Source organism: Paraburkholderia nodosa DSM 21604 (genome assembly GCF_000519185.1).
Taxonomy (GTDB): domain Bacteria; phylum Pseudomonadota; class Gammaproteobacteria; order Burkholderiales; family Burkholderiaceae; genus Paraburkholderia; species Paraburkholderia nodosa.
Genome location: NZ_JAFA01000071.1, coordinates 1 through 20,707, shown reverse-complemented (window position 1 = coordinate 20,707; position 20,707 = coordinate 1). Strand labels below are relative to the sequence as shown.

At 65.4% G+C, this 20,707-nt stretch carries 17 protein-coding genes and 1 pseudogene; 15 read left to right on the top strand and 3 right to left on the bottom strand.

Features of this window, described 5'->3' with window-relative positions:
- Positions 1 to 807: lipid A biosynthesis lauroyl acyltransferase (locus A3CW_RS0142310; RefSeq protein WP_028208918.1), on the top strand; the 807-nt coding region annotated here is incomplete at its 5' end.
- 277 nt (positions 808 to 1,084) lie between these two features.
- On the opposite strand, the gene A3CW_RS0142305 is transcribed toward A3CW_RS0142310, so the two are convergent.
- A complete protein-coding gene (locus A3CW_RS0142305; RefSeq protein WP_028208917.1) occupies positions 1,085 to 1,909 on the bottom strand; it encodes an NAD-dependent epimerase/dehydratase family protein in 825 nt (274 codons plus the stop codon).
- 69 nt (positions 1,910 to 1,978) lie between these two features.
- On the bottom strand, positions 1,979 to 3,235 hold the full coding sequence (locus tag A3CW_RS0142300; protein ID WP_051482076.1) for an MFS transporter: 1,257 nt from the start codon (positions 3,233 to 3,235) through the stop codon (positions 1,979 to 1,981).
- Positions 3,236 to 3,711: 476 nt separating this feature from the next.
- Here A3CW_RS0142300 and A3CW_RS0142295 point away from each other — a divergent pair, with 476 nt between their 5' ends.
- The 5 genes from A3CW_RS0142295 to A3CW_RS0142275 all read left to right on the top strand — a co-directional run bounded on the left by A3CW_RS0142295 (position 3,712) and on the right by A3CW_RS0142275 (position 8,281).
- Positions 3,712 to 4,446, top strand: coding sequence for a ribonuclease activity regulator RraA (locus tag A3CW_RS0142295; protein ID WP_028208915.1), 735 nt, complete (start codon positions 3,712 to 3,714; stop codon positions 4,444 to 4,446).
- A 35-nt stretch (positions 4,447 to 4,481) separates the two neighbouring features.
- The gene (locus A3CW_RS0142290) at positions 4,482 to 5,405 is read left to right on the top strand and encodes an SMP-30/gluconolactonase/LRE family protein (protein WP_051482075.1); all 924 of its coding nucleotides are present in this window, start codon (positions 4,482 to 4,484) and stop codon (positions 5,403 to 5,405) included.
- Between the two features lie 25 nt (positions 5,406 to 5,430).
- Positions 5,431 to 6,339, top strand: coding sequence for an aldose epimerase family protein (locus tag A3CW_RS0142285; RefSeq protein ID WP_028208913.1), 909 nt, complete (start codon positions 5,431 to 5,433; stop codon positions 6,337 to 6,339).
- Between the two features lie 177 nt (positions 6,340 to 6,516).
- Entirely contained in the window at positions 6,517 to 7,206 is a 690-nt protein-coding gene (locus tag A3CW_RS0142280; protein WP_028208912.1) for a FadR/GntR family transcriptional regulator, read from the top strand.
- 25 nt (positions 7,207 to 7,231) lie between these two features.
- Positions 7,232 to 8,281, top strand: coding sequence for a hypothetical protein (locus A3CW_RS0142275; protein ID WP_028208911.1), 1,050 nt, complete (start codon positions 7,232 to 7,234; stop codon positions 8,279 to 8,281).
- A 134-nt stretch (positions 8,282 to 8,415) separates the two neighbouring features.
- On the opposite strand, the gene A3CW_RS0142270 is transcribed toward A3CW_RS0142275, so the two are convergent.
- The gene (locus A3CW_RS0142270; protein ID WP_028208910.1) at positions 8,416 to 8,979 is read right to left on the bottom strand and encodes a phasin family protein; all 564 of its coding nucleotides are present in this window, start codon (positions 8,977 to 8,979) and stop codon (positions 8,416 to 8,418) included.
- Positions 8,980 to 9,427: 448 nt separating this feature from the next.
- Here A3CW_RS0142270 and A3CW_RS0142265 point away from each other — a divergent pair, with 448 nt between their 5' ends.
- The 9 genes and pseudogenes from A3CW_RS0142265 to A3CW_RS49525 all read left to right on the top strand — a co-directional run.
- On the top strand, positions 9,428 to 10,891 hold the full coding sequence (locus A3CW_RS0142265; protein ID WP_028208909.1) for a catalase: 1,464 nt from the start codon (positions 9,428 to 9,430) through the stop codon (positions 10,889 to 10,891).
- Between the two features lie 277 nt (positions 10,892 to 11,168).
- Positions 11,169 to 11,786, top strand: coding sequence for a cytochrome b (locus tag A3CW_RS0142260; RefSeq protein ID WP_028208908.1), 618 nt, complete (start codon positions 11,169 to 11,171; stop codon positions 11,784 to 11,786).
- Positions 11,787 to 11,807: 21 nt separating this feature from the next.
- Positions 11,808 to 13,274, top strand: a complete 1,467-nt coding sequence (locus A3CW_RS0142255) for a glycosyltransferase family 2 protein (protein ID WP_028208907.1) — start codon at positions 11,808 to 11,810, stop codon at positions 13,272 to 13,274.
- Positions 13,275 to 13,698: 424 nt separating this feature from the next.
- Positions 13,699 to 15,105: a circularly permuted type 2 ATP-grasp protein gene (locus A3CW_RS0142250; protein ID WP_028208906.1), complete on the top strand. Its 1,407-nt coding sequence runs from the start codon at positions 13,699 to 13,701 to the stop codon at positions 15,103 to 15,105.
- 40 nt (positions 15,106 to 15,145) lie between these two features.
- On the top strand, positions 15,146 to 16,099 hold the full coding sequence (locus A3CW_RS0142245) for an alpha-E domain-containing protein (RefSeq protein ID WP_028208905.1): 954 nt from the start codon (positions 15,146 to 15,148) through the stop codon (positions 16,097 to 16,099).
- 52 nt (positions 16,100 to 16,151) lie between these two features.
- Positions 16,152 to 16,952 carry a transglutaminase family protein gene (locus A3CW_RS0142240; RefSeq protein ID WP_028208904.1) on the top strand — a complete coding sequence of 267 codons (801 nt, stop codon included), beginning with the start codon at positions 16,152 to 16,154 and terminating at the stop codon, positions 16,950 to 16,952.
- Positions 16,953 to 17,004: 52 nt separating this feature from the next.
- Positions 17,005 to 17,886 carry a proteasome-type protease gene (locus A3CW_RS0142235; RefSeq protein WP_028208903.1) on the top strand — a complete coding sequence of 294 codons (882 nt, stop codon included), beginning with the start codon at positions 17,005 to 17,007 and terminating at the stop codon, positions 17,884 to 17,886.
- 149 nt (positions 17,887 to 18,035) lie between these two features.
- A complete protein-coding gene (locus A3CW_RS0142230; RefSeq protein WP_035515620.1) occupies positions 18,036 to 19,733 on the top strand; it encodes an acid phosphatase in 1,698 nt (565 codons plus the stop codon).
- Positions 19,734 to 20,375: 642 nt separating this feature from the next.
- Positions 20,376 to 20,707 (top strand): annotated as a pseudogene (locus A3CW_RS49525) (hypothetical protein); the annotation flags it as partial.

The following is a 20,707-nucleotide window of genomic DNA, read 5'->3' as shown; positions in this document are numbered from 1 at the left end:
GTCGCAAGGCTCGGGATGGTTGTCGGCACTGCGTTGTATGCGCTTCCGAGCCGCCGCAAGCATATCGTCCAGGTGAACTTGCGTCTGTGCTTCCCCGAGAAGACTAGCCGCGAACGTCAGGCGCTCGCAAGAGCTCACTTCCGCCACGTTGTTCGCAGCTATCTCGAGCGAGGCATCCAGTGGTTTGGCAGTGCGCAGTCGATCCGGGATATCGTCCAGATCGAAAGCAAAATTGATCTCCATGACGATACAGCCCCGCCCACCATCTTTATGGGTTTTCACTTTGTGGGCATCGAGGTCGGCTGCATGCTCTACTCGACGCACCTCCCCGTCGCCTCACTGTACACACGTATGTCAAGCACAGCCCTATGCGACCTTGCCAGGCGGCAACGCGGCAGATTCGGCGCAGAGATGATCGAGCGCGCGACAAGTGCCAGAAAGATCGTGCAATTGTTACGTTCCGGCAAACCGGTCATGCTCGCGGCGGATATGGACCAAGGCGTTGAAAACTCTGCCTTTGTCCCTTTCTTCGGCGTTCCCGCCTGCACGCTCACAGCCGTTTCGCGTCTCGCGAGACTGGGGGGCGCGCGGGTCGTTCCCTTCGTGACTGAGGTGCTTCCGAATTGTCAAGGGTATAAGTTGACGATTTTCGAGCCGCTCACGGATTTCCCATCGGGGAGTGATGTAGCCGACGCGCGCCGCATGAATGCGTTCCTGGAGGAACAGGTCGTGAAATTTCCCGAGCAGTATTACTGGGTGCACCGACGTTTTAAGCACCGACCACCGGGTATGGAATCGGTATATTGAACGGTTCGCCTGGTCATGGGGCCTGCAGGCAACATTTGCCGGAAGCAACGCCTTGTGTGTTTTCAAAGTTTCCGTAGCCGGACCTTTTTTGCTCGCCAATGGAACGGCGGCCTTGCGATGGACCAGGCGCCCGAACGCCTCAGCAAGGAAGGTGCCGAACGACGCCTCATGGCCGACTACAGTCTGTCCGCAATCGGTCTCCCTGGAGATCCGCGAAGAACCAAAAAAAAAGCGCCCCCAGGGGGCGCTCAAACGCAAACACCGGAAAAGCGACGGATCACGACCGCTTGCCGCGCTGCTCCACCGGCGTGAAATCGAAGCTGGCGAAACTGCCGCCCTGATACCGCTGCGCCGTCGCGTCGAGCGGGTTCTGCTGCGCCAGAATCTCGGCCGCCCAGTCTTCCGAATTCTGCTTCGGCTCATAGCCAAGCCGCTTCGCGTCGTCGTGCGCGCCTTCCTGAATCCAGTAGCTGCGCGTGTTGTTCGACACGCCCCACACCACGGCAAAGCCGATCTCATCGACATTGATCACGCGATCGACGAGATGGAACAGGTCCTCGTGGCCGAACCACGTGCTCAATTGACGGAACTCGGTGGGCTTCGGCAGACAGCTGCCGATGCGCACGTTCACGGTTTCGATGCCGTGCTTGTCCCAGTACAGGCGCGCGAGCGATTCGCCCCATGCCTTGGAAAGTCCGTAGAAACCGTCCGGGCGAAACGCGCAGTCGAGCGTGAGCTTCTCTTCCACGGGGTACATGCCGATCGCGTGATTCGAGCTCGCGAACAGCATGCGCTTCGTGCCGTGGCGGCGCATGCCTTCGTAGACTTCGACGAGACCGCGCAGGTTGTTCTCGATGATCTCGGGCAGGGGGCGCTCGACGCTCGTGCCGGCCATGTGGATCAGCACGTCCACGCCGTCGAGCAGGCGGTCGACCACGGCGGGGTCGCGCAGGTCGCCGTGCATCACGTCTTCGCCCGCGACGAGCGGTTCGAGCGGCTTCGAGCCGGCCGCGGAACGCAGGTTCACGCCGCGTTCGAGCAGGCCCTTGCGCAACACGGTGCCGAGCTGGCCGGCCGCGCCGGTCAATGCAACTTTCTTCACTGTGATTGTCCTCACGTAGAAATGCCGACAGCCGGCGCCCTCGCGGGCGCCGGCCGGTGAACAGGGCGATCAGGCCTTCACGTTATGCGAGGACTGAAGCGCGAGGTTGTCCGCGTTGTCCTGCTGCTCGTTCGAGATCAGTCGCCATGCCACGCAGGCGCCGATGATGTCGAACAGCATGAGGCATACGAACAACGGGTTATAACCGATCGTGCTGGCCACTGCGCCGACGATGAGCGAGAACACCGTCGCGCCGAGATAGCCGAACATGCCCGAGAGGCCGGTGGCCGTGGCGACTTCGTGCTGGCCGAACACGTCCGAAGCCAGCGTGAACAGCGCGCCCGAAATCGTCTGGTGTGCGAACGTGCCGACGCAGAAGAGGGCGATCGCGGCGTAGGGGCTCGCAACGAGGCCCACGCAGGCCGGACCGACCATCAGCAGCGCGCCGGTCGTGATGACGAGCTTGCGCGAGGTGATGAGCGAGCAGCCGAACCAGCGGATGAAAAGCGGCGCGAGGTAGCCGCCCACCAGGCAGCCGAGGTCGGCGGCGAGGAACGGCATCCACGCGAACAGCGCGATTTCCTTCAGGTTCATGTGACGCACGGTGACCATGTACAGCGGAATCCACGCGCCGAAGGTTTGCCATGCCGGTTCCGCGAGCATGCGCGGAATGCCGATGCCCCAGAAGCGGCGCGTCTTGAGCACTTCCTTGAACGAGGCGCGGCGGCCGCGGGTCGACTTCTGCGCTTCGGTCTGGCCTTCGCGGATGTAGTCGGCCTCTTCCTGCGAGAGCCTCGGGTGTTCCGCGGGCATCTTGAAGAACACGAGCCACAGCGCCACCCAGATCAGCGCGCCGCCGCCGGTGATGACGAACGCGAACTGCCAGTTGAACTTGAGAATGCACCACACGACGAGCGGCGGAGCGAGCATCGCGCCAATCGAGGTGCCGGTGTTGAGCCAGCCGGTCGCGACCGAGCGCTCCTTGGCCGGGAACCATGCGCTGATGGACTTCATGCCGGCGGGGAAGATCGCGGCTTCGGTCAGACCGAGCATGCCGCGGAAGGCCGCGAGCGCGGGCCAGCTGCCGGCGAGGCCGTGCAGCATGTTGGCGATGGCCCAGCCAAACGCGAAGATCGCGAAGCCGATCTTGATGCCTACGGAGTCGAGCACGAAACCGGCAATCGGCTGCGCGAGGGCATAGCAGGCCTGGAATGCCGTGACCACGTACGAGTACTGCTGCGTGGTCATGTGAAGCGTTTCAGTCAGCGTGGGGGCGGCCACCGCGAGCGAGCTGCGCGCGAGGTAGTTGAAGATGGTGCCGATCATGATGAGGCCGATGATCCACCACCGCACCCCCTTGATTGTCTTGCGTTGCACTGCTCGTCTCCTGCTGTTGGCGGGCTCTGGCACGGAGCTGTGCCTGGCCGGGATGAAGGGTGGTGCCGGTGCGCATCGGGTCCTTCATGTAAGACATCATTCTATTTGGACCAAAGTTGTAAAGCAAATCTTGAGGCGCTGGGGATTTCCCTGGTGCCAGATCGGGGTCGGACGCCCGGCGCCGCTTCTGGGCGGGCATTTGTTGACTTGGGTCGTCTCTTTGCCTGCGGCGCCAACCGAATCTTACGGGGCATTTCGCGCCCGTCCGAAGACTAGTCGTCATACATCCTGGGGTAGCCCGCCACGCAATGGCGGGTTGACAATTTTCGTGTTGTATTACAACAATGCAACCCATCCGCTCGACAGTTTTTCGAGCCGCCGCCCGCGCCACGCGCACCACGACACACGACAACGGACGAGACACGATGACTTCCCCCGCCATCCCCGTGAGCGATGCCGCGCTCGAACAACTGCGCCACGTTTCCAACGCCACGCTCACCACGCAACTTTTCAAGCGCGGACTGCGCAACGTCTTCCTGCAGGGCGTGAAGCCGCTCGCCGCACCGGCGCCGGGCGCTCCCAACCTGGTCGGTCCGGCCTTCACGATGCGCAACATCCCGGCGCGCGAGGACCTCGACCAGCTGAGCGCGTTCCAGAACCCCGAGCATCCGCAGCGCAAGGGCGTCGAGACCGTGCCCGCGGGTGCGGTGCTCGTGCAGGACTGCCGCGGCGTGACCGACGCCGCCTCGATGGGCTCGATCCTCGCCACCCGCATGAAAGTGCGCGGCGTGGCGGGCATGGTCTCGGACGGCCCGGTGCGCGACAGCGCGACCATCGCGGCGCTCGGCATTCCGGTGTTCTGCGCGGGTGCTTCGGCGCCGCTCAATCTCTGCAAGCACCATACGGTCGACCTGAACGTGCCGATCGGCTGCGGCGGCGTGGCCGTGTTTCCGGGCGACATCATCGTCGGCGACGCGGACGGGGTGGTCGTGATTCCGTGTCATCTGGCCGAGGAAGTCGCGCGCGACGCCACAGAGCAGGAAACGCTCGAGCGCTTCATCACCGAACGCATCGAGGCGGGCGCGGCGCTGCCGGGCACCTATCCGCCGAACGAGGCAACGCTTGCCGCGTACGAAGCCTGGAAGAAGGAGCAGCGTTGAGCACGCAGCACGAAGTGACGCTCGATGCGGTGTCGATGCCGCCGCTGAGGCCGCTCGAGACGCACGATGCGCGCCGCTCGTCGGTCGGCGAGTGCCCCGTGTGGCGCGCCGAGGAAAGCGCGCTGTACTGGGTCGATATTCCCGCTCAAACGCTCGTTCGCTATGCGGTCGATACCGCGCGCCGCACCGAGTGGGCGCTGCCGGAGCGCATCGGCTGCTTCGCGTTCGCGCGCGATGGCGGCGTGCTCGCTGCGCTGGAGACGGGCCTTTTCGCCGTGACGCTGCACGAACCGGCCGCGAACGCGCGGGCGGGCGAGGCGAGTGTGCGGCCGCTCGCGAGCGTGGCGCATGAGGCCGCGCGCATGCGTTTCAATGACGGCCGCTGCGATCGTCAGGGCCGTTTCTGGTCCGGCACGATGGTGCAGGACGCGGCGGCGCCCGACCCGGCAGGCAAGCTCTATCGCTATACGGCGCAAGACGGCTTGTCGGCGCCCGTGGTCGAGGGGTTGTGCACGCAGAACGGCCTCGCATGGTCGCCGGACGGCCGCACGATGTATCTCTCCGATTCGCATGCGTCGAGCCGCCTGATCTGGGCCTTCGACTACGACATCGACGACGGCGTGCCCACGAATCGCCGCATGTTCGCCGATCTGCACGACTACACGGGGCGCCCCGACGGCGCGGCCGTGGACGCCGACGGCTGCTACTGGATCTGCGCGAACGACGCGGGCCGCTTGCTGCGCTTCACGCCCGCAGGGCGGCTCGAACGCAGCGTGACGGTGCCGGTGGCGAAGCCTTCGATGTGCGCGTTCGGCGGTGCGAACCTCGACGTGCTTTACGTCACGACGATCTGCCCGCCGCAACCCGGCGAGCAGGACGGCCTGGTGTTCGCCATCGACGCCGGTGTGCGTGGCCTGCCCGAGCCCGCTTTCGCAGCTTCGCTGCGCGCGCCTGACTGACCTTTGCCCTTTACGTGTTGCCGATATGCCGGAGTTTCAGAACCAGGACATCATCGAACTCGCGCGCGGCGCGTCGCGGCTGCTCGTCGCGCCGCAGGCCGGCGGGCGTCTGCTTTCATGGACGATCGGTGGCGCGCCCATCATCCATTGGCCCGACGCGCCGGACTGGAGCAAGCCGGGGCTGATCCGCGGCGGCAATCCGCTGCTGTTTCCGTTCATCGCGCGGCAGTGGGTGGACGGCCGCGTGGGCCGCTGGCGTGACGCACAGGGCGTCGTGCGGGACATTCCGCTGCACGGCTTCGCACGCGATCTGCCGTTCGCGGCGCAGATCGCGCCGCAAGGCGACGGCGTGCGTATGACGCTCACCGACAGCGCGTCGACGCGCGAGATGTACCCGTTCGGGTTTCGTTTCGAGGCGGCCTACCGCCTTGCCGACGAAACGACGCTCGACGTGGAACTGACCACGACGAACACGGGCGACGCGCGCCTGCCGTACTACGCGGGCCATCACTTCTATTTCGCGCTGCCGCACGCGCAGCGCGGCGAGGCGACGATCGCGCTGCCGCGCAATCTCCATCGCCGGCAGTTGCCGGACGGCACGACGGCCGAGGCCGCGCCGGGCGAGACGCACTACCGCTTCGACGACGCGCAGATCATCGACTGCTTTCATTGCCTCGACGGCGAACCGGATGTGCCCGTGCGCATCGAAATGCCGTCGCTGCAGCGCGCGCTCGAAATCGATCTGCGCCGGCCCGGTTCGGCGTCGTGGTATGCGGTTACGACCTGGACGCTCGCGCCCGATTCGGACTTCTATTGCGTCGAGCCGTGGCTAGGGCTGCCCGATGCGATTCACACCGGCCTCGGCCTGCGCTGGCTGGAGCCGGGAGAAACGCAGAAAGCGGAACTGCGCATCCGCGTGAGTGCGCTGCGGTAAGGCTGGCCAGCGCAAAAGCGCAAGCGGCTCAAAATTGGCCGCAAATTGGTAAAGCGGGACGGAAAGAGCGGAAACACCCGCAAAATGGGGGCTGGCCGGGGGCGGGTGGACGCTATCGGCCCGCCATATGACTTACAATTGACGACACTCCTGACAACCCAAGTGCACCGTCCGATCATGTCTGAGCAGAAGGCGCCGAATATGCCGGCGCGGATTTACAGCGACATCCTCAATCGCATCATCGAGGGCGAATACAAGGAAGGGGAGCGCCTGCCGACCGAGCACATGCTCGCGGAGCGCTTCGCGACCTCGCGCCCCACGGTGCGCGAGGCGCTTGCCCAGCTGCGCGCGGACGGCATCATCGCCACGCGCCACGGCTCGGGCACGACGGTCATGCGGCGTCCCGACCCGGACGTGCGCCGCTTCGCGCCGCTCGAGACGCTGTCGGACATTCGCCGCTGCTACGAATACCGCGTGGTGGTCGAAGCCGGGGCGGCCTCGCTCGCCGCGCAAAAGGCGGAAGACGAAGACATCGCCGCGATCCAGCGCGAGTGGGACAACCTGCAGACCATCATCGAGACCTCGGGCATCGGCGCGAAAGACGACTTCGCGTTCCATATGGCCGTGGCGCGCGCCTCGAAGAACCAGTTCTTCATCACGGCGCTCTCGGGCATCCAGGAGCAGATGGTGTTCAGCATGAACCTGTCGCGCAACCTCTCGCTCGTGAAGTCGATCGAGCGGCAGCGGCTCGTGCAGCAGGAACACCTCGAAGTGCTCGAAGCGATCCAGGCGCGCGACGCCGAACGCGCTTCCACCGCCATGCGCGCGCACCTCGAGCGCGCGGTGAACCGGATGTTCGGCTCCTGAGCCCGCCTTCGCGGCGCGTGCCTTCATGGGTTCAAACGCTCTGCGCCGGCTGGCTGTTGCGATCGCGGCGAGCGCGCTGATCGTTGCGCCGGCACTCGCGCAGGCGCGTCCCCTGCGTGCCGTCAGCGTGATCGCCGACGCGCGCATGCCCGTCGATACCCCACAAGGCCACGCGCAATTTCCGCTTTATCTGAGCGCGGACTGGAACGTGCCGCAGCCCGCCGTCCAGCGCGCCGTGGTCATCGTTCATGGACGGCTGCGTAACGCCGATACCTACTTTCGCACCGCGCAGCATGCGCGCGAGCTGGCGGGCGCCGATCCCGCGGGCACGCTGCTCGTCGCCCCTCAGTTTCTCGCCACCGCCGACGTGAGCGCGCACCACGCAGCGGGCGATCTGCTGAGCTGGCGCGGCAACGCGTGGATGGCCGGCGCGGACGCCGCGAGCGGCGCGCCGGTGAGTTCATACGCCGTGCTCGACGACATTGCGCGGCATCTCGCCGACCGGCGTCTGTTTCCCAATCTGAAAACGGTCGTGTTCGCGGGGCACTCGGGCGGCGCCCAGGTGCTGCAGCGCTACGCGATCGTCGCGCGCACGGATGCACTCGCCGCCGCGGGAATCGACGTGCGTTTCGTGGTGGCGAGTCCGTCGTCGTATGCGTATTTCGACGCGCAGCGGCCCGACGCGAACGGCGCGCCAGCGGCCTTCGACGTCTCGCGCTGCGCGGACTTCGACCGCTGGAAATACGGTATGGAGAACCGGCCGGCGTCCATCGCCGGGCGCACGCCCGCACAGCTCGAGGCGGACTACGTGAAGCGGCGCATCGTCTATCTGGCGGGCGGCAACGACGACGACCCGACCTCGGCATCGCTCGACAAGAGTTGTGCTGCACGCGCGCAGGGCGCGCAACGCGTGGCCCGCGCGCAAGGCTTCTACCGCTATCTGCAAAGCCGTCACCCGGACGGCCTGAATCAGACGTTTCATCTCGTCCCCGGCGTGGGACACGACGGCGCGCGCATGCTCACGTCGAGTTGCGCATTGGCGACGATGTTCGATACGGCAGGCTGCGCGCCTTGACGGCCGGCGCCGCGTCGCGCCAGACCGGCCAAAAGCAAACGGGCGTGGAACTCGCATTGCACGAGGTCCACGCCCGTCTTCAGTCCGGCTGGCGGCAGCTGTTGCCCCCGCCAGCGGAAAGTGAAGCGTAATGCTTACACAGCTTGCTTGGCGGCGCGCGCCGAAGCTTGCGCGACGGCCTTCGTCGCGGCCTTGCCGGCGGCGTCGAAGTTGCTTTCCGCGAATTCCACAGCCTGCTTCGCAGCCTTGTTCACCGACGCATACGCGTTGTTGGCGGCGTTCAGCGCCGACTTGATCGCAGCGACAGCGGCTTCCGAGCCGGCCGGGGCGTTCTGCACGGCGCTGTCGACGAGCGTTTCGAGCGCGCGCTGCTGCGTTTCGTACTGCGACTGGGCGGCGGTGGCGAATTCGGCTTGCGCGGCCGAAACGATGCCGTAGACGCTGCGGCCATAGGCCAGTGCCTTTTCAGCGGCGGGCTGGGCGAAGCCGGCCTGCACGGCGAAGAAGCCTTGCGGGTCCTTGGCCGAGAGTGCGCGCTGGGCTTGTTCCTGACCTTCGGCGAACGCCGAGCGAGCCGTTTCGATATTGAGTTCGGCGAGCTTGACCGCGCCTTCGAATGCCTTGTTCGTCAGGCCGAAGAGGGCCTCGAGACCGGCTTTCTGGTTGGCGGCGAACTGTTCGGGGGTCGGCAGGTTCATGTCTCTTTCCTTTTGGGGGGACGCTACGCGTCGGTTTCGGTTGCGAAAATAAACTTTCGGGTCGATCACCGGTTCGCGCAGAGAAGGTTTTGTGCGATGCAGCAATCGAGTTCATGGTAACCGATCCATAAATCGTGTCAAGAAGTTTTTGTGCGTCGCAACAATTATGTAAACGCCTGATTCTGGGTGGAAATTTCCAACACGGCGGCAGGCGTCCCGCTGGACCTGCGCGGCGTGTGAACCGCTTGAGCGCAGCGCTTCGCGTCTGCGCGCAAAATGGCCATTCCCTCGGGCGAGGGCTGGTGTCGAAGGTTGGCACCTGCGCGCAGCCCGGGTTGGTCCCCCAAATCTAGCGGTGGCGGCCCCGGCTGCGGCTCGAACCTGCTTTCGCAGTCGAACGGGCGCGGTGCGCGCAGGCGCCATGCGCGAATCCATCAGGAGAGCGGTAATGGGTGCATCGAACGACAAGTCTGCCGGTCATTCCACGACGAGGACGGGCGCGCCGGCTGTCAGCGACCGTAACTCGCTCACGATCGGCCCCGACGGCCCGATCGTGCTGCACGACGTGCACTTCCTCGAACAGATGGCGCATTTCAACCGCGAGAAGGTGCCCGAGCGCCAGCCGCACGCGAAGGGCGCCGGCGCATTCGGCGAATTCAAGACCACCGAGGATGTGTCGCGCTACACGAAGGCCGCCTTGTTCCAGAAGGGCGCGGCCACGGAAATGCTGGCGCGCTTTTCGACCGTCGCGGGCGAAATGGGCAGCCCCGACACCTGGCGTGACGTGCGCGGCTTTTCGCTGAAGTTCTACACGACCGAGGGCAACTACGACCTCGTCGGCAACAACACGCCGGTTTTCTTCGTGCGCGACCCGATGAAGTTCCCGCACTTCATCCGCAGCCAGAAGCGTCTGCCCGACTCGGGCCTGCGCAATGGCCAGATGCAGTGGGACTTCTGGACCAACAATCCCGAGTCGGCGCACCAGGTCGCCTATCTGATGGGCGAGCGCGGCCTGCCGAAAACGTGGCGCCACATGAACGGCTACGGCTCGCACACCTATATGTGGGTGAACGCGAAGGGCGAGAAGTTCTGGGTCAAGTACCACTTCCACACGAACCAGGGCATGCAGTTCTTCACCAACGCCGAAGCCGCGGCGATGGCGGGCGAGGACGCCGACTTCCACCGGCGCGATCTGTTCGACGCAATCAAGCGCAGCGAATTTCCGTCGTGGACGCTCTCCGTGCAGGTCATGCCATATGCGGAGGCAAAGAAGTACCGCTTCAATCCGTTCGATCTCACGAAGACGTGGTCGCACAAGGACTATCCGCTCATCAAGGTCGGCACGATGACGCTCAACCGCAACCCGGAGAACTTCTTCGCGCAGATCGAGCAGGCCGCGTTCTCGCCGGGCAACACGGTGCCGGGCATCGGCCTCTCGCCGGACAAGATGCTGCTGGGCCGCGCGTTCGCCTATAACGACGCGCAGCGCGCGCGTATCGGCACGAACTTCAACCAGCTGCCGGTGAATCGTCCGAAGGTGCCCGTGCAGACCTACATGTTCGACGGCAACATGACCTACGAACATAGCGGCAACGCGCCGACTTACGTGCCGAACAGCTTCGGCCGTCCGTGGGCGGATACGACGGGCGCGGCGGACGACGGCTGGGAAGCCGACGGCGACATGGTACGCAGCGCCTACTCGCTGCATGCGGAAGACGACGATTTCGGCCAGGCGCACGATCTCGTTCGCAACGTCTACAACGACAAGCAGCGCGAGGCGCTGATCCAGCAGGTGGTGGCGAGCCTGAGCGGCGTGGGCAGCCCCGTGCGCGAGCGCGTGTTCGACTACTGGAAGCAGATCGACGCCGAAGTGGGCGCGCAGATCGAAAAGCAGGCGGGCAGCGGCAAGTAAGCGGTCGAAGCCGCCAGAGAACCGGAACGGGTTGCACGACCCGTTCCGGTTTTTTCTTTTGCGCGCGACAGTTCGAGGGGCGCCGCATGACGCCCGGCCGCCGCCAAGCTGGCAGAACCGCCATCTAGCGGATTCTGCAGCGTCAGGGACGAGGGGGCATAATGCGCGAGTCGCCGTGTGGGCAGCATCGCGCAATCCCGCCGGCGGACCACGCGCGGCGGGAATAAAAATGCCGCGCCGTGCGTTATCCCTACTGATCCGCAACGGCCAAGCCCACGTGAAAACCTCCCTTTCCGCCGAAACCCCGTTTGCCGATGCCGCCGCCGGCGCGCAGAAGTACACGCGTGTTGCCGTGCTATTGCACTGGTTGATCGCGCTACTGATCCTCACGAACGTCGCGCTGGGCCTGACTGCCGCGCTGCTGCCCGACGGCGCGCTTTCGGACACCGCCATCCGCCTCGTGATCGATACGCACAAGTCGATCGGCATTACCGTGCTCGGGCTGGCGATCCTGCGCGTGCTGTGGCGTCTCACGCATCGCCCGCCGGCGCTGCCCGGCGAATTCCCGGGCTGGGAGCGCGCGTCGGCCCACGCCGCGCACGTCGCGCTCTACGTGCTGATCTTCGCGATGCCGCTTTCCGGCTGGCTGCACGACTCCGCATGGGTCGCCGCCGCCTCGCATCCCATGTATCTCTTCGGCCTCGTGCAATGGCCGCGCATCGGCTTCATCATGAACCTCGATGCGGCCACGAAGGAACAGTTGCACAACCAGTTCGGCGCGCTGCACACGGCGTGCAGCTATGCGCTCTATGGCGTGCTCGCACTGCACATTGCGGGCGCGCTCAAGCATCAATGGATCGATCGGCATTCGGTGCTGCGCCGGATGATGCCGTGAGCAACACGAGAAGGGTACGACTTGAAAAATACGCTTGAAGAGGCGCTCGCCCGCACGTCGCCGCGCTTCGTGCCGCCTCCCACGCCGTTCGCGAGCATCGCGATCCACCTGGGCGTCATGGCGCTCTGGTTCGTGCTGTTCGCGCGCGCGTTCTTCCTGCAAGGCGTGGTCGCGTGGTCCACGGGCATTGCCTATGTCGTCTACGACACGGTGCTGCTGCTGTTCGTCGCCTGGAAGGCGCGCGTACTGCTTGCGCCTGCGGCAGCGCCCGCGGCTGCAGGCGTGGCGAAGCTGCCGACGCTCGGCGTGATCGTCGCCGCGCACAACGAAGCGGCCGTGCTGCCGATCACGCTCGACGCGCTGTTCGCGCAAACCCGCGCGCCGCAGCAGATCGTGATTGCCGACGACGGCTCGACCGACGGCACGGCTGCCTTGCTCGCGCAGCGTTATGGCCTGGTCGATCCAGGCGTTGGGCAACTGAGCGCGCCTTCGACGCAGTATCCGAATCTGCGCTGGCTGAAGCTCGCGCATGGCGGCAAGGCGCGCGCGCTCAACGCGGCGTTGCTTGCGATCGCAACGGAAACGGTCATGACCGTGGACGCCGACACGCTGCTCGAACCCGACGCATGCGCCGCGATGGCGAACGCGTTTGGCCGCGAGCCAGCACTGGTCGCGGCGGCGGGCCTGCTCACGCCGGTTTGCGACCATACGCTCAGTGGACGCTTTTTCCAGTGGTTCCAGACCTACGAGTACATCCGCAATTTCATCTCGCGCTTCGCGTGGATGCGCGCCGACAGCCTGCTGCTGATCTCGGGCGCGTTTGCGGGCTTTCGCCGCGACGCCGTGATGGCCGTGGGCGGCTTCGATGCGGATTGCCTCGTCGAGGACTACGAACTGATTCACCGGTTGCGCCGTTATTCGGCGCGCAAGGGCTTAAGCTGGGACGTGCGCGTGCTCGGCACCGCCCGCGCGCGCACCGACGCGCCCGGCACGCTCACGACCTTCCTGCGTCAGCGCCGCCGCTGGTTCGCGGGCTTCCTGCAAACGCAGTACTGGTATCGCGACATGACGGGCAACCGCAAGTACGGCAAGCTCGGCCTCATGATGCTGCCCGTGAAGGCATTCGACACCGTGCAGCCCATTTATGGACTGACGGCGTTCGCGTTGTTGATCGGCTTCTTGTTCGACGGCCGCTTTACGATCGTGCTGCCGGTGCTGGGCGTGATCGTCGGCAAGATCGCGATCGACCTCGCGTTTCATTTGTACTCCGTACATTTATACCGGCGCTGGAGCGGCGACCGCACACACTCGAGTTTCGGCATGGCGTTCCTCGCCGCCGTCTTCGAGCCGTTTTCGTTCCAGTTGATGCGCCACAGCGGCGCGGCGCTCGGCTGGCTGCATTTCCTGCTCGGGCGGCGCAAGTGGGGCGTGCAAAGCCGCACCGGGCTGGCGGCGGCGCGCAGCCGCGAGAGCGCGGCGTCTCAATGATCTGATCGGACCGTTGTCGTGCCGCAGTAGCCGAACACCGAGGCGCCGCGGCACGGCAGCCACATCGGTTTCCAGCGAAGCGCGCAGATAGCGCTGAACGCCGGCAAGTCCGGCGACGTCCACCGGCACCTCCACGTTTGGCCATGCAGCGATTCTCGTAGAACGCTCGTTCACGCAGGTCGCATCCGTCATTGGATCTCAGGCCCATTCAGTTGCCTGCCGTTCCTGCCTATACCGTGCCGCGCAAGCGCATTGCACCAGATTGAAGCGCAAATGCGGCGCCGCATTGGCATGCCCCGATTCGATACCGCCGATCCTGCCTGAGTTGCACCAATCGAGCGCATGAAACAAGGCTGAAGGCCGATGGCATACGCCTTGCTTTTTAGCCTGCACTGCAGTTGCACTCACGCGCGAGAACGAACCGATGCAAGTCCATGACGAAATGCGCGACGAGGGCGCGGTGCGCCCGCACTACGACCGCTTCCAGCAGTGGCTGGAGAGGCAGACTGGCGAGACGATGGCGCGCAAGCGCGCCGAGGCGGACCTGTTGTTCAGACGGGTCGGCATCACGTTCGCGGTGAACGGCGACCTCTCCGGCACCGAGCGGCTCATTCCCTTCGACCTCATTCCCCGCATCATTCCAGCAGACGAATGGGCGCTGCTCGAGCGCGGACTGCGGCAGCGCGTGCAGGCGCTCAATCTGTTCCTGCACGACGTCTATCACGAGCGCAACATCGTGCGCGCCGGCGTGATACCGGCCGAACAGGTCTACACCAATGCGCAGTACCGGCCGGAGATGCAGGGCATCGACCTGCCGCTGGGCGTGTATGCGCATATCGCGGGCATCGACATCGTGCGCGATGGGCGCGACGGCGCGTTCTACGTGCTCGAAGACAATCTGCGTGTGCCCTCCGGGGTCTCGTACATGCTCGAAAACCGCAAGATGATGATGCGGCTCTTTCCCGAGTTGTTCGTACAGCACAAGGTGGCGCCGGTCGCGCACTATCCCGATCTGCTGCTCGATACGCTGCGCTCGGTGGCGCCCGAAGGCGTGGACGATCCGACCGTCGTGCTGCTCACGCCCGGCATGTACAACTCCGCGTATTTCGAGCATACGTTCCTCGCGCAGCAAATGGGCGTCGAGCTGGTGGAGGGCAAGGATCTCTTCGTAGAGGATAACTACGTATTCATGCGCACGACGCAGGGGCCGCGTCGCGTGGACGTGATCTACCGGCGTGTGGACGACGATTTTCTCGACCCCCTTGCGTTTCGCCCCGACTCCGCGCTCGGCGTGCCGGGGCTGCTCACGGCGTACCGCGCGGGCCGCGTCGTACTCGCCAATGCAATGGGCACCGGCGTGGCCGACGACAAGTCGATCTATCCGTATGTGCCCGACATGATCGAGTTCTATCTCGGCGAAAAGCCGATCCTGAAGAACGTGCCGACGTGGCAATGCCGCCGGCCTGACGATCTCGCCTGGACGCTCGAAAACCTGCCGGATCTCGTTGTGAAAGAGGTGCACGGCGCGGGCGGCTACGGCATGCTCGTCGGTCCCGCTTCCACGCGCGAGGAAATCGAGGCGTTTCGCGCCCGGCTGCTCGCGCGGCCAGGCAATTACATCGCGCAGCCCACGCTGTCGCTGTCGGCTTGCCCGACCTTCGTCGAAGCGGGCATCGCGCCGCGCCATATCGATTTGCGGCCCTTCGTGCTCTCCGGCAAGACGATCCAGATGGCGGCCGGCGGCCTCACGCGCGTGGCGCTGAAGGAAGGCTCGCTCGTCGTCAACTCGTCGCAGGGTGGCGGGACCAAGGACACGTGGGTGCTCGAATGATTTCACTGGCCACACCACACGCACACGAAGAGGTTCGACCATGCTGAGCCGCACCGCCGATCATCTGTTCTGGATGGCCCGCTACATGGAGCGCGCGGAGAATACCGCGCGCATGCTGGACATCAATCTGAAGGCGCTCCTGCTGCCCGGCAGCGCGGACGCCGAGGCGCGCACGCATCGCGCGATGCTGCGGATCTCGGAACTGGAGCCCGCCTTCGATGCGCGCCACGAGGAAACAACGAGCGGCAACGTGCTCAAGTTTCTCGTTGCGGACCCAACGAACCCGTCGAGCATCTACTCGTGCCTGCAGGCGACCCGCGAGAATGCACGCGCGGTGCGCGGCACGCTCACTACGGAATGGTGGGAAACGATCAACGACACGTGGCTGCAATTCGTCGAGCTGTTGCGCGGCAGTGAGCTGGAAGCGCGTCCTGATGCGCTGTTCGAGTGGGTGAAGTTCCGCTCGCATTTGTCGCGCGGCGTGCGTCTGGGCACGGCGTTGCAGGACGATGCGCTCTTCTTCACGCAACTCGGCACGTTCCTCGAACGCGCGGACAACACGGCGCGCATTCTCGACGTGCGTTTCGTCGACGTGGAAAACGCCGACTCGCGCTCGGCCGCGCGTCAGCTCGAGGACTTCTATTACTGGACCTCGATTCTCAGCTCGGTTTCCGCGCTCGAAATCTATCGCAAGGTTTATCGCGACGTGGTGATGCCCGCGCGCGTGGTGGAGCTGCTCATACTCAACCAGCAAATGCCGCGCTCGCTGCTGGCGTCGCTGGACGGCGTCTGCACGAATCTCGCGATGCTGCGCACCGATAGCTCGCGAGAAGTCGAGCGCACCGCGGGCAAGCTGCGCGCCGAGCTGCTTTATGCGGACCTGCGGCAGATCTTTTCCATGGGCGTGCATACGTTTCTCACGCAGTTTCTCGCGCGCGTGTACGAGCTGGGCAATCAGGTGGCGCGCACCTATCTGATGTTGCCGGTCGGTTAGCGCGAACCCGCGCTCATCGATATCCCGATCGTCTCGATGGAGGATTGATGTCATGCAACTCGCGGTCCGGCACGACACGGTGTACCGCTACGAAGCGCCCGTGCATTATTCGATCCAGCAGTTGCGGCTTTCGCCGCTCACCACGCCTGCGCAGATCGTCAAGCAATGGCAGGTCGAGGCGCCGGGCAAGCTCGACGCGTGCCGCGACGCCTACGGCAACGCGCTGATGACGCTGGTGCTCACGCGTCCGCATAGGGAAATTCGCCTGCGCGTGCGCGGCGAAGTGGAGACCGTGGCGCTGCCCGACGGCCGGCTGCCCGAAGGCGAAGGCATGGTGCCGATGCACCATTTCACTTCGCCGACGCGCCTCACCGAAGCCGACGAGGCACTCACGGAATTCGCGTTCAGCCTGCCGTCGCTGGACGACACCGCCGCCGTACTCGACGCGGCCTCGCGCATCACGGAGCGCGTGCGCTACGAGCCCGGTGTCACCGATGTGACGCACACCGCGGCGGACGCGCTGGCGCTAGGCCGTGGCGTGTGTCAGGATCACGCGCATGTGATGCTGGCGGTGTGCCGCGCGCGCGGCGTGCCGGCGCGCTACGTGAGCGGCTACCTCGACCCCGGCGACGTGCCCGAAATGGCGAGCCACGCATGGGTCGACGTGTGGCTCGACAACGGCTGGGTGACAGTGGACGTCACGCACGCGTGTTTCGCGAGCGAAAAATATTGCCGGATCGCGGTGGGGCGCGACTACGACGCCGCCGCGCCGGTTCGCGGCCGCCGCGTGGGCGGGGCCGGCGAAACGCTCGATGTCAGCGTGCACGTGAGCGCGCAGCAGTCGCAGCAATAGTTTTCCCGCTATAACAAAAAGAGCGGCAAGTCAGGGACGGGGAGGGAGGCGCATGACGTACTGTGTGGCAATGGCAGTGGACGAGGGGCTCGTGTTTCTCGCGGACACGCGCACGAATGCGGGAGTCGATCACATCAGCACCTCGCGCAAGATGGCCGTGTTCGAAGAGCCCGGCGAGCGCGTGCTCGTGCTGCTCGTCGCGGGCAATCTGGCCATCACGCAGGCCACGCTGCAGGTGCTGACCGAGCCGCAGGACGCGGGGCGCGCCACGCTCTGGAACGCGCCGACCATGGTCGAGGCCGCGCGCGTGGTGGGCGAAGCCGTGCGCGAGGTGCACCGGCGCGATGCGGAAGCGCTCAAGACCTTCAACGTCGACTTCAACTGCAGTTTCATTGTCGGCGGCCAGATCGGCGGCCATGCCATGCGGCTGTTCCAGATCTACGCGGCCGGCAATTTCATCGAGACGTCGAGCGTCAATCCGTATTTCCAGATCGGCGAGTCGAAGTACGGCAAGCCGATCATCGACCGCGTGCTGACGCCGGGCACGCCGCTCGACGAGGCCGCGAAATGCGCGCTCATCTCCATGGACTCGACGCTGCGCTCGAACCTCTCGGTCGGTCTGCCACTCGACCTGCTCGTGTACGAGCGCGACGCGCTGCGTGTGACGCGATACGCGTCGCTCGACCAGTCGAATGCCTATTTCCAGATGATCCATTCGACGTGGGGCGAGCGGCTGCGCCAGGTCTTCGGCGAGATTCCCGATCCGCTCTGGACCGACGAAGGCGATGTGCCGCGCCACGAGCGCACGACGTTGCCCGGTGCCCCGCGCGCCGCGCATGAGGGGCACGCGAGCGAACCGCGTCCCGCGCAAACGCTCGCGCAAGCCCAGCCGCACGGCGCCGCAAGCGCGCCGCGTATGCCGCGCGACGGCTAAAGGGGCTGCTTGCACGCTGCGCTTGCGAGCCTCCTTTTTGCCTCGCCAACTGCGAAACCGGTATCCTGCTGCGTAATATTCGCGGTACGCCGCGCCCACTGCGCGTCCCCTCGACTCGCCCTTACGGGCATGGCACCGGAGGCAGGCTGATGAAGCAGAACGACGAACCAAAGAACGGGCGTCCCGAAGAACCTTCCATTCCCGTCGGTCCGGACGACCCCGCGCGCCGCCGCGTGCTCGGCGGGCTGGCGGCGGTTGGCGTGGGCCTCGCGCTCGGCGGCTGCGAGACGCCGGCGCAGAGCGCGGCGGGCGCGCCGCGCAGCGCAGCCGACGCGCGCGTCGATGCCGCGTTGCGCGACCAGGTGCGCCAGATCGTCGTGATCTACGCGGAGAATCGCAGCTTCGTCAATCTGTACGGCAACTATCCCGGCGTGCAAACCCCGCTCGCGAATGTGAGCGCGGAGCGCTACGCGCAGCTCGATCGCGACGGCAAGACGCCGTTGCCGCAGCTGCCGAAGATCTGGGGCGGCCTCGTGCCCCAGGCTCAGGAGCTGGATGGCAAGCGCTACATGATTGCGGAGCATCAGATCGCGGGACTCTCCAACCGGCCGTTTCGTATCGTGGACGCGCACGGCCATCCGTTGCCGAACGGCATCATCACGCGGGACCTGATCCATCGCTTCTATCAGAACCAGATGCAGATCAACGCGGGCCACAACAACCAGTTCGCCGCGTGGGGCGACTCGGGCGGCCTCGTCATGGGCTTCTACGAGAACTCCGCGCAGACGCTGCGGCTCTGGAATATCGCGCAGCAGTACACGCTCTGCGACAACTTCTTTATGGCCGCGTTTGGCGGCTCATGGCTCAACCACATCTTCCTGATCTCGGCGCAGGTGCCGCAATACGCCGACATCCAGACGAGCGCCGCCAAGCATCTCGCCTCCGTCGTGGAGGGCGACGATCCCACCGGCACGCGCCTGAAGGTTGCGCCGAACTCGCCGGCCTCGGCGCTCGACGGGCCGCCGAAGTTCGTGAACGACGGCCTCTTCACGCCCGACGGCTACGCCATCAACACGATGGCGCCGCCATATCAGCCGAGCAACGTGCGCCCGTCGGAAGACGGCAACCCGGCGCTCGCCGATCCGTCCAATCCACGCGTGCTGCGCCCGCAGACCTACGCGACGATCGGTGACCGGCTCTCGGCGAAGGGCGTCGACTGGGCCTGGTATAGCGGCGCCTGGCAATTCGCGCTGGACCATCAGGACACGGGCGCGGTGCCCGACTTCCAGTATCACCACCAGCCGTTCAACTACTTTGCCAACTTCGCGCCGGGCACGGCCGCGCGTGCGCGTCACCTGCGCGATGCGGGTCTCGGCGACGATCCGTCGACCAACCGTCTGCTCGCGGACATCGACGCAGGGCGCTTGCCTGCCGTGACGTTCTACAAGCCGCAGGGCAACCTGAACATGCACGCCGGCTACGCGGACGTCGAGTCGGGCGACCGCCACATCGCGACCGTGATCGAGCGCATCCAGCGCGGCCCGCAATGGGCGAACACGATGATCGTGGTGACGCACGACGAGAACGGCGGCTGGTGGGACCCGGTCGCGCCGCCCTTGGGCGACCGCTGGGGTCCGGGTTCGCGAATCCCCGCGCTCGTGATCGCGCCGTTCGCGAAGAAGGGCTACGTCGATCACACGTTCTACGACACGGTATCGATCCTGCGCTTCATCAGCCGCGTGCATGGCCTCGCGCCGCTCGACGGCGTGGCCGCGCGCGATCACACGTTCCTTTCGCGAGAGCAGACGCCGCCGGGCGATCTCACGGCGGCACTCGACCTGGCCTGAGCGCTGCGCATGGATGCATCGAAGGGCAGAGGGCGGTGGCCGTCGCGAAACGTTTGCGCCGCCGCCCCGGGTTGCCCATCCGGAACGCAATTTGATGCAACCGCGACACAAGCGACGAACTCTCTATCCGATCAATGAGTTGGCGCACTCGCCAGGCGGTTATCAACAGGTTTGTCACCAAAAACTGTGGACAACTTTGCTGCGCAAAAAACATGCATTTTCCCTGTCGTTTGCGAGCTTCCCGTTTCCATTCAAGGACTTGATGCGGATGTCCAGAAGTTGCTAACAGGGCTCTCAACAGAATCTGTGGGTAACTCACGTCCGCAATGCACAAGCCCGACAAACATCTGTTCTGTTTCGATTCAACAGGTTAGAGGTTGGCACGGCTTCCAGTCTCTACCGATCGTGGCTCATTGAATTAACCAAGGCGCCTCGGCGATCGGGCACGCGAGCGCCGAAGCATCACGTGAGTCATCCCCTGTGATTTTTTCGGACCCGTCCGAGTGCCGTTTTCGCCTGTCTGGGTAAAACTTAGCTCGCGACTTGCATTNGCCACCGTGCGTGGCTCATGCNCGATGGTGTGCTGGCAGCGAGCGTCGATGGCACACCGTCTATTCAGGACTGCAGAACAGGGAGATGGCCGTGGCGGAATCGGACAAACCGGCGAGACTGGTCACGGGCCGCCAGTCGGCGCATCTGGACATCATCCTCAAGGCCCGCAGGTACGAACGCGATGAGCGCAGCGAGCGGCGCGCGCCCGGGTTGTCGGTGGTCGAGTGGGACGTTCGCGAGGAGAGCTGCCAGCCGTACCGGATCAGGGCGCTGGTCTCGGCTGCGGGGCCGGTGGCGCGCCGGGATATCCTGGGCCAGCTGGCCAGGTTCCGGTTCCAGGTTGACGAGGGGGCGGTGCTCCGGAAGTTCGCGGGATTCGTCTCGCGCTTCGAGTCGGTGTCGAGGTCGCGTGATGGCTGCAC

Coding starts and splice junctions, on each gene's coding strand:
- A3CW_RS0142295 (WP_028208915.1), top strand. CDS start 3,712: ATGACTTCCCCCGCCATCCCCGTGAGCGATGCCGCGCTCGAACAACTG.
- A3CW_RS0142275 (WP_028208911.1), top strand. CDS start 7,232: ATGGGTTCAAACGCTCTGCGCCGGCTGGCTGTTGCGATCGCGGCGAGC.
- A3CW_RS0142280 (WP_028208912.1), top strand. CDS start 6,517: ATGTCTGAGCAGAAGGCGCCGAATATGCCGGCGCGGATTTACAGCGAC.
- A3CW_RS0142300 (WP_051482076.1), bottom strand. CDS start 3,235: ATGATCGGCACCATCTTCAACTACCTCGCGCGCAGCTCGCTCGCGGTG.
- A3CW_RS0142230 (WP_035515620.1), top strand. CDS start 18,036: ATGAAGCAGAACGACGAACCAAAGAACGGGCGTCCCGAAGAACCTTCC.
- A3CW_RS0142270 (WP_028208910.1), bottom strand. CDS start 8,979: ATGAACCTGCCGACCCCCGAACAGTTCGCCGCCAACCAGAAAGCCGGT.
- A3CW_RS0142285 (WP_028208913.1), top strand. CDS start 5,431: ATGCCGGAGTTTCAGAACCAGGACATCATCGAACTCGCGCGCGGCGCG.
- A3CW_RS0142240 (WP_028208904.1), top strand. CDS start 16,152: ATGCAACTCGCGGTCCGGCACGACACGGTGTACCGCTACGAAGCGCCC.
- A3CW_RS0142250 (WP_028208906.1), top strand. CDS start 13,699: ATGCAAGTCCATGACGAAATGCGCGACGAGGGCGCGGTGCGCCCGCAC.
- A3CW_RS0142290 (WP_051482075.1), top strand. CDS start 4,482: ATGCCGCCGCTGAGGCCGCTCGAGACGCACGATGCGCGCCGCTCGTCG.
- A3CW_RS0142245 (WP_028208905.1), top strand. CDS start 15,146: ATGCTGAGCCGCACCGCCGATCATCTGTTCTGGATGGCCCGCTACATG.
- A3CW_RS0142235 (WP_028208903.1), top strand. CDS start 17,005: ATGACGTACTGTGTGGCAATGGCAGTGGACGAGGGGCTCGTGTTTCTC.
- A3CW_RS0142265 (WP_028208909.1), top strand. CDS start 9,428: ATGGGTGCATCGAACGACAAGTCTGCCGGTCATTCCACGACGAGGACG.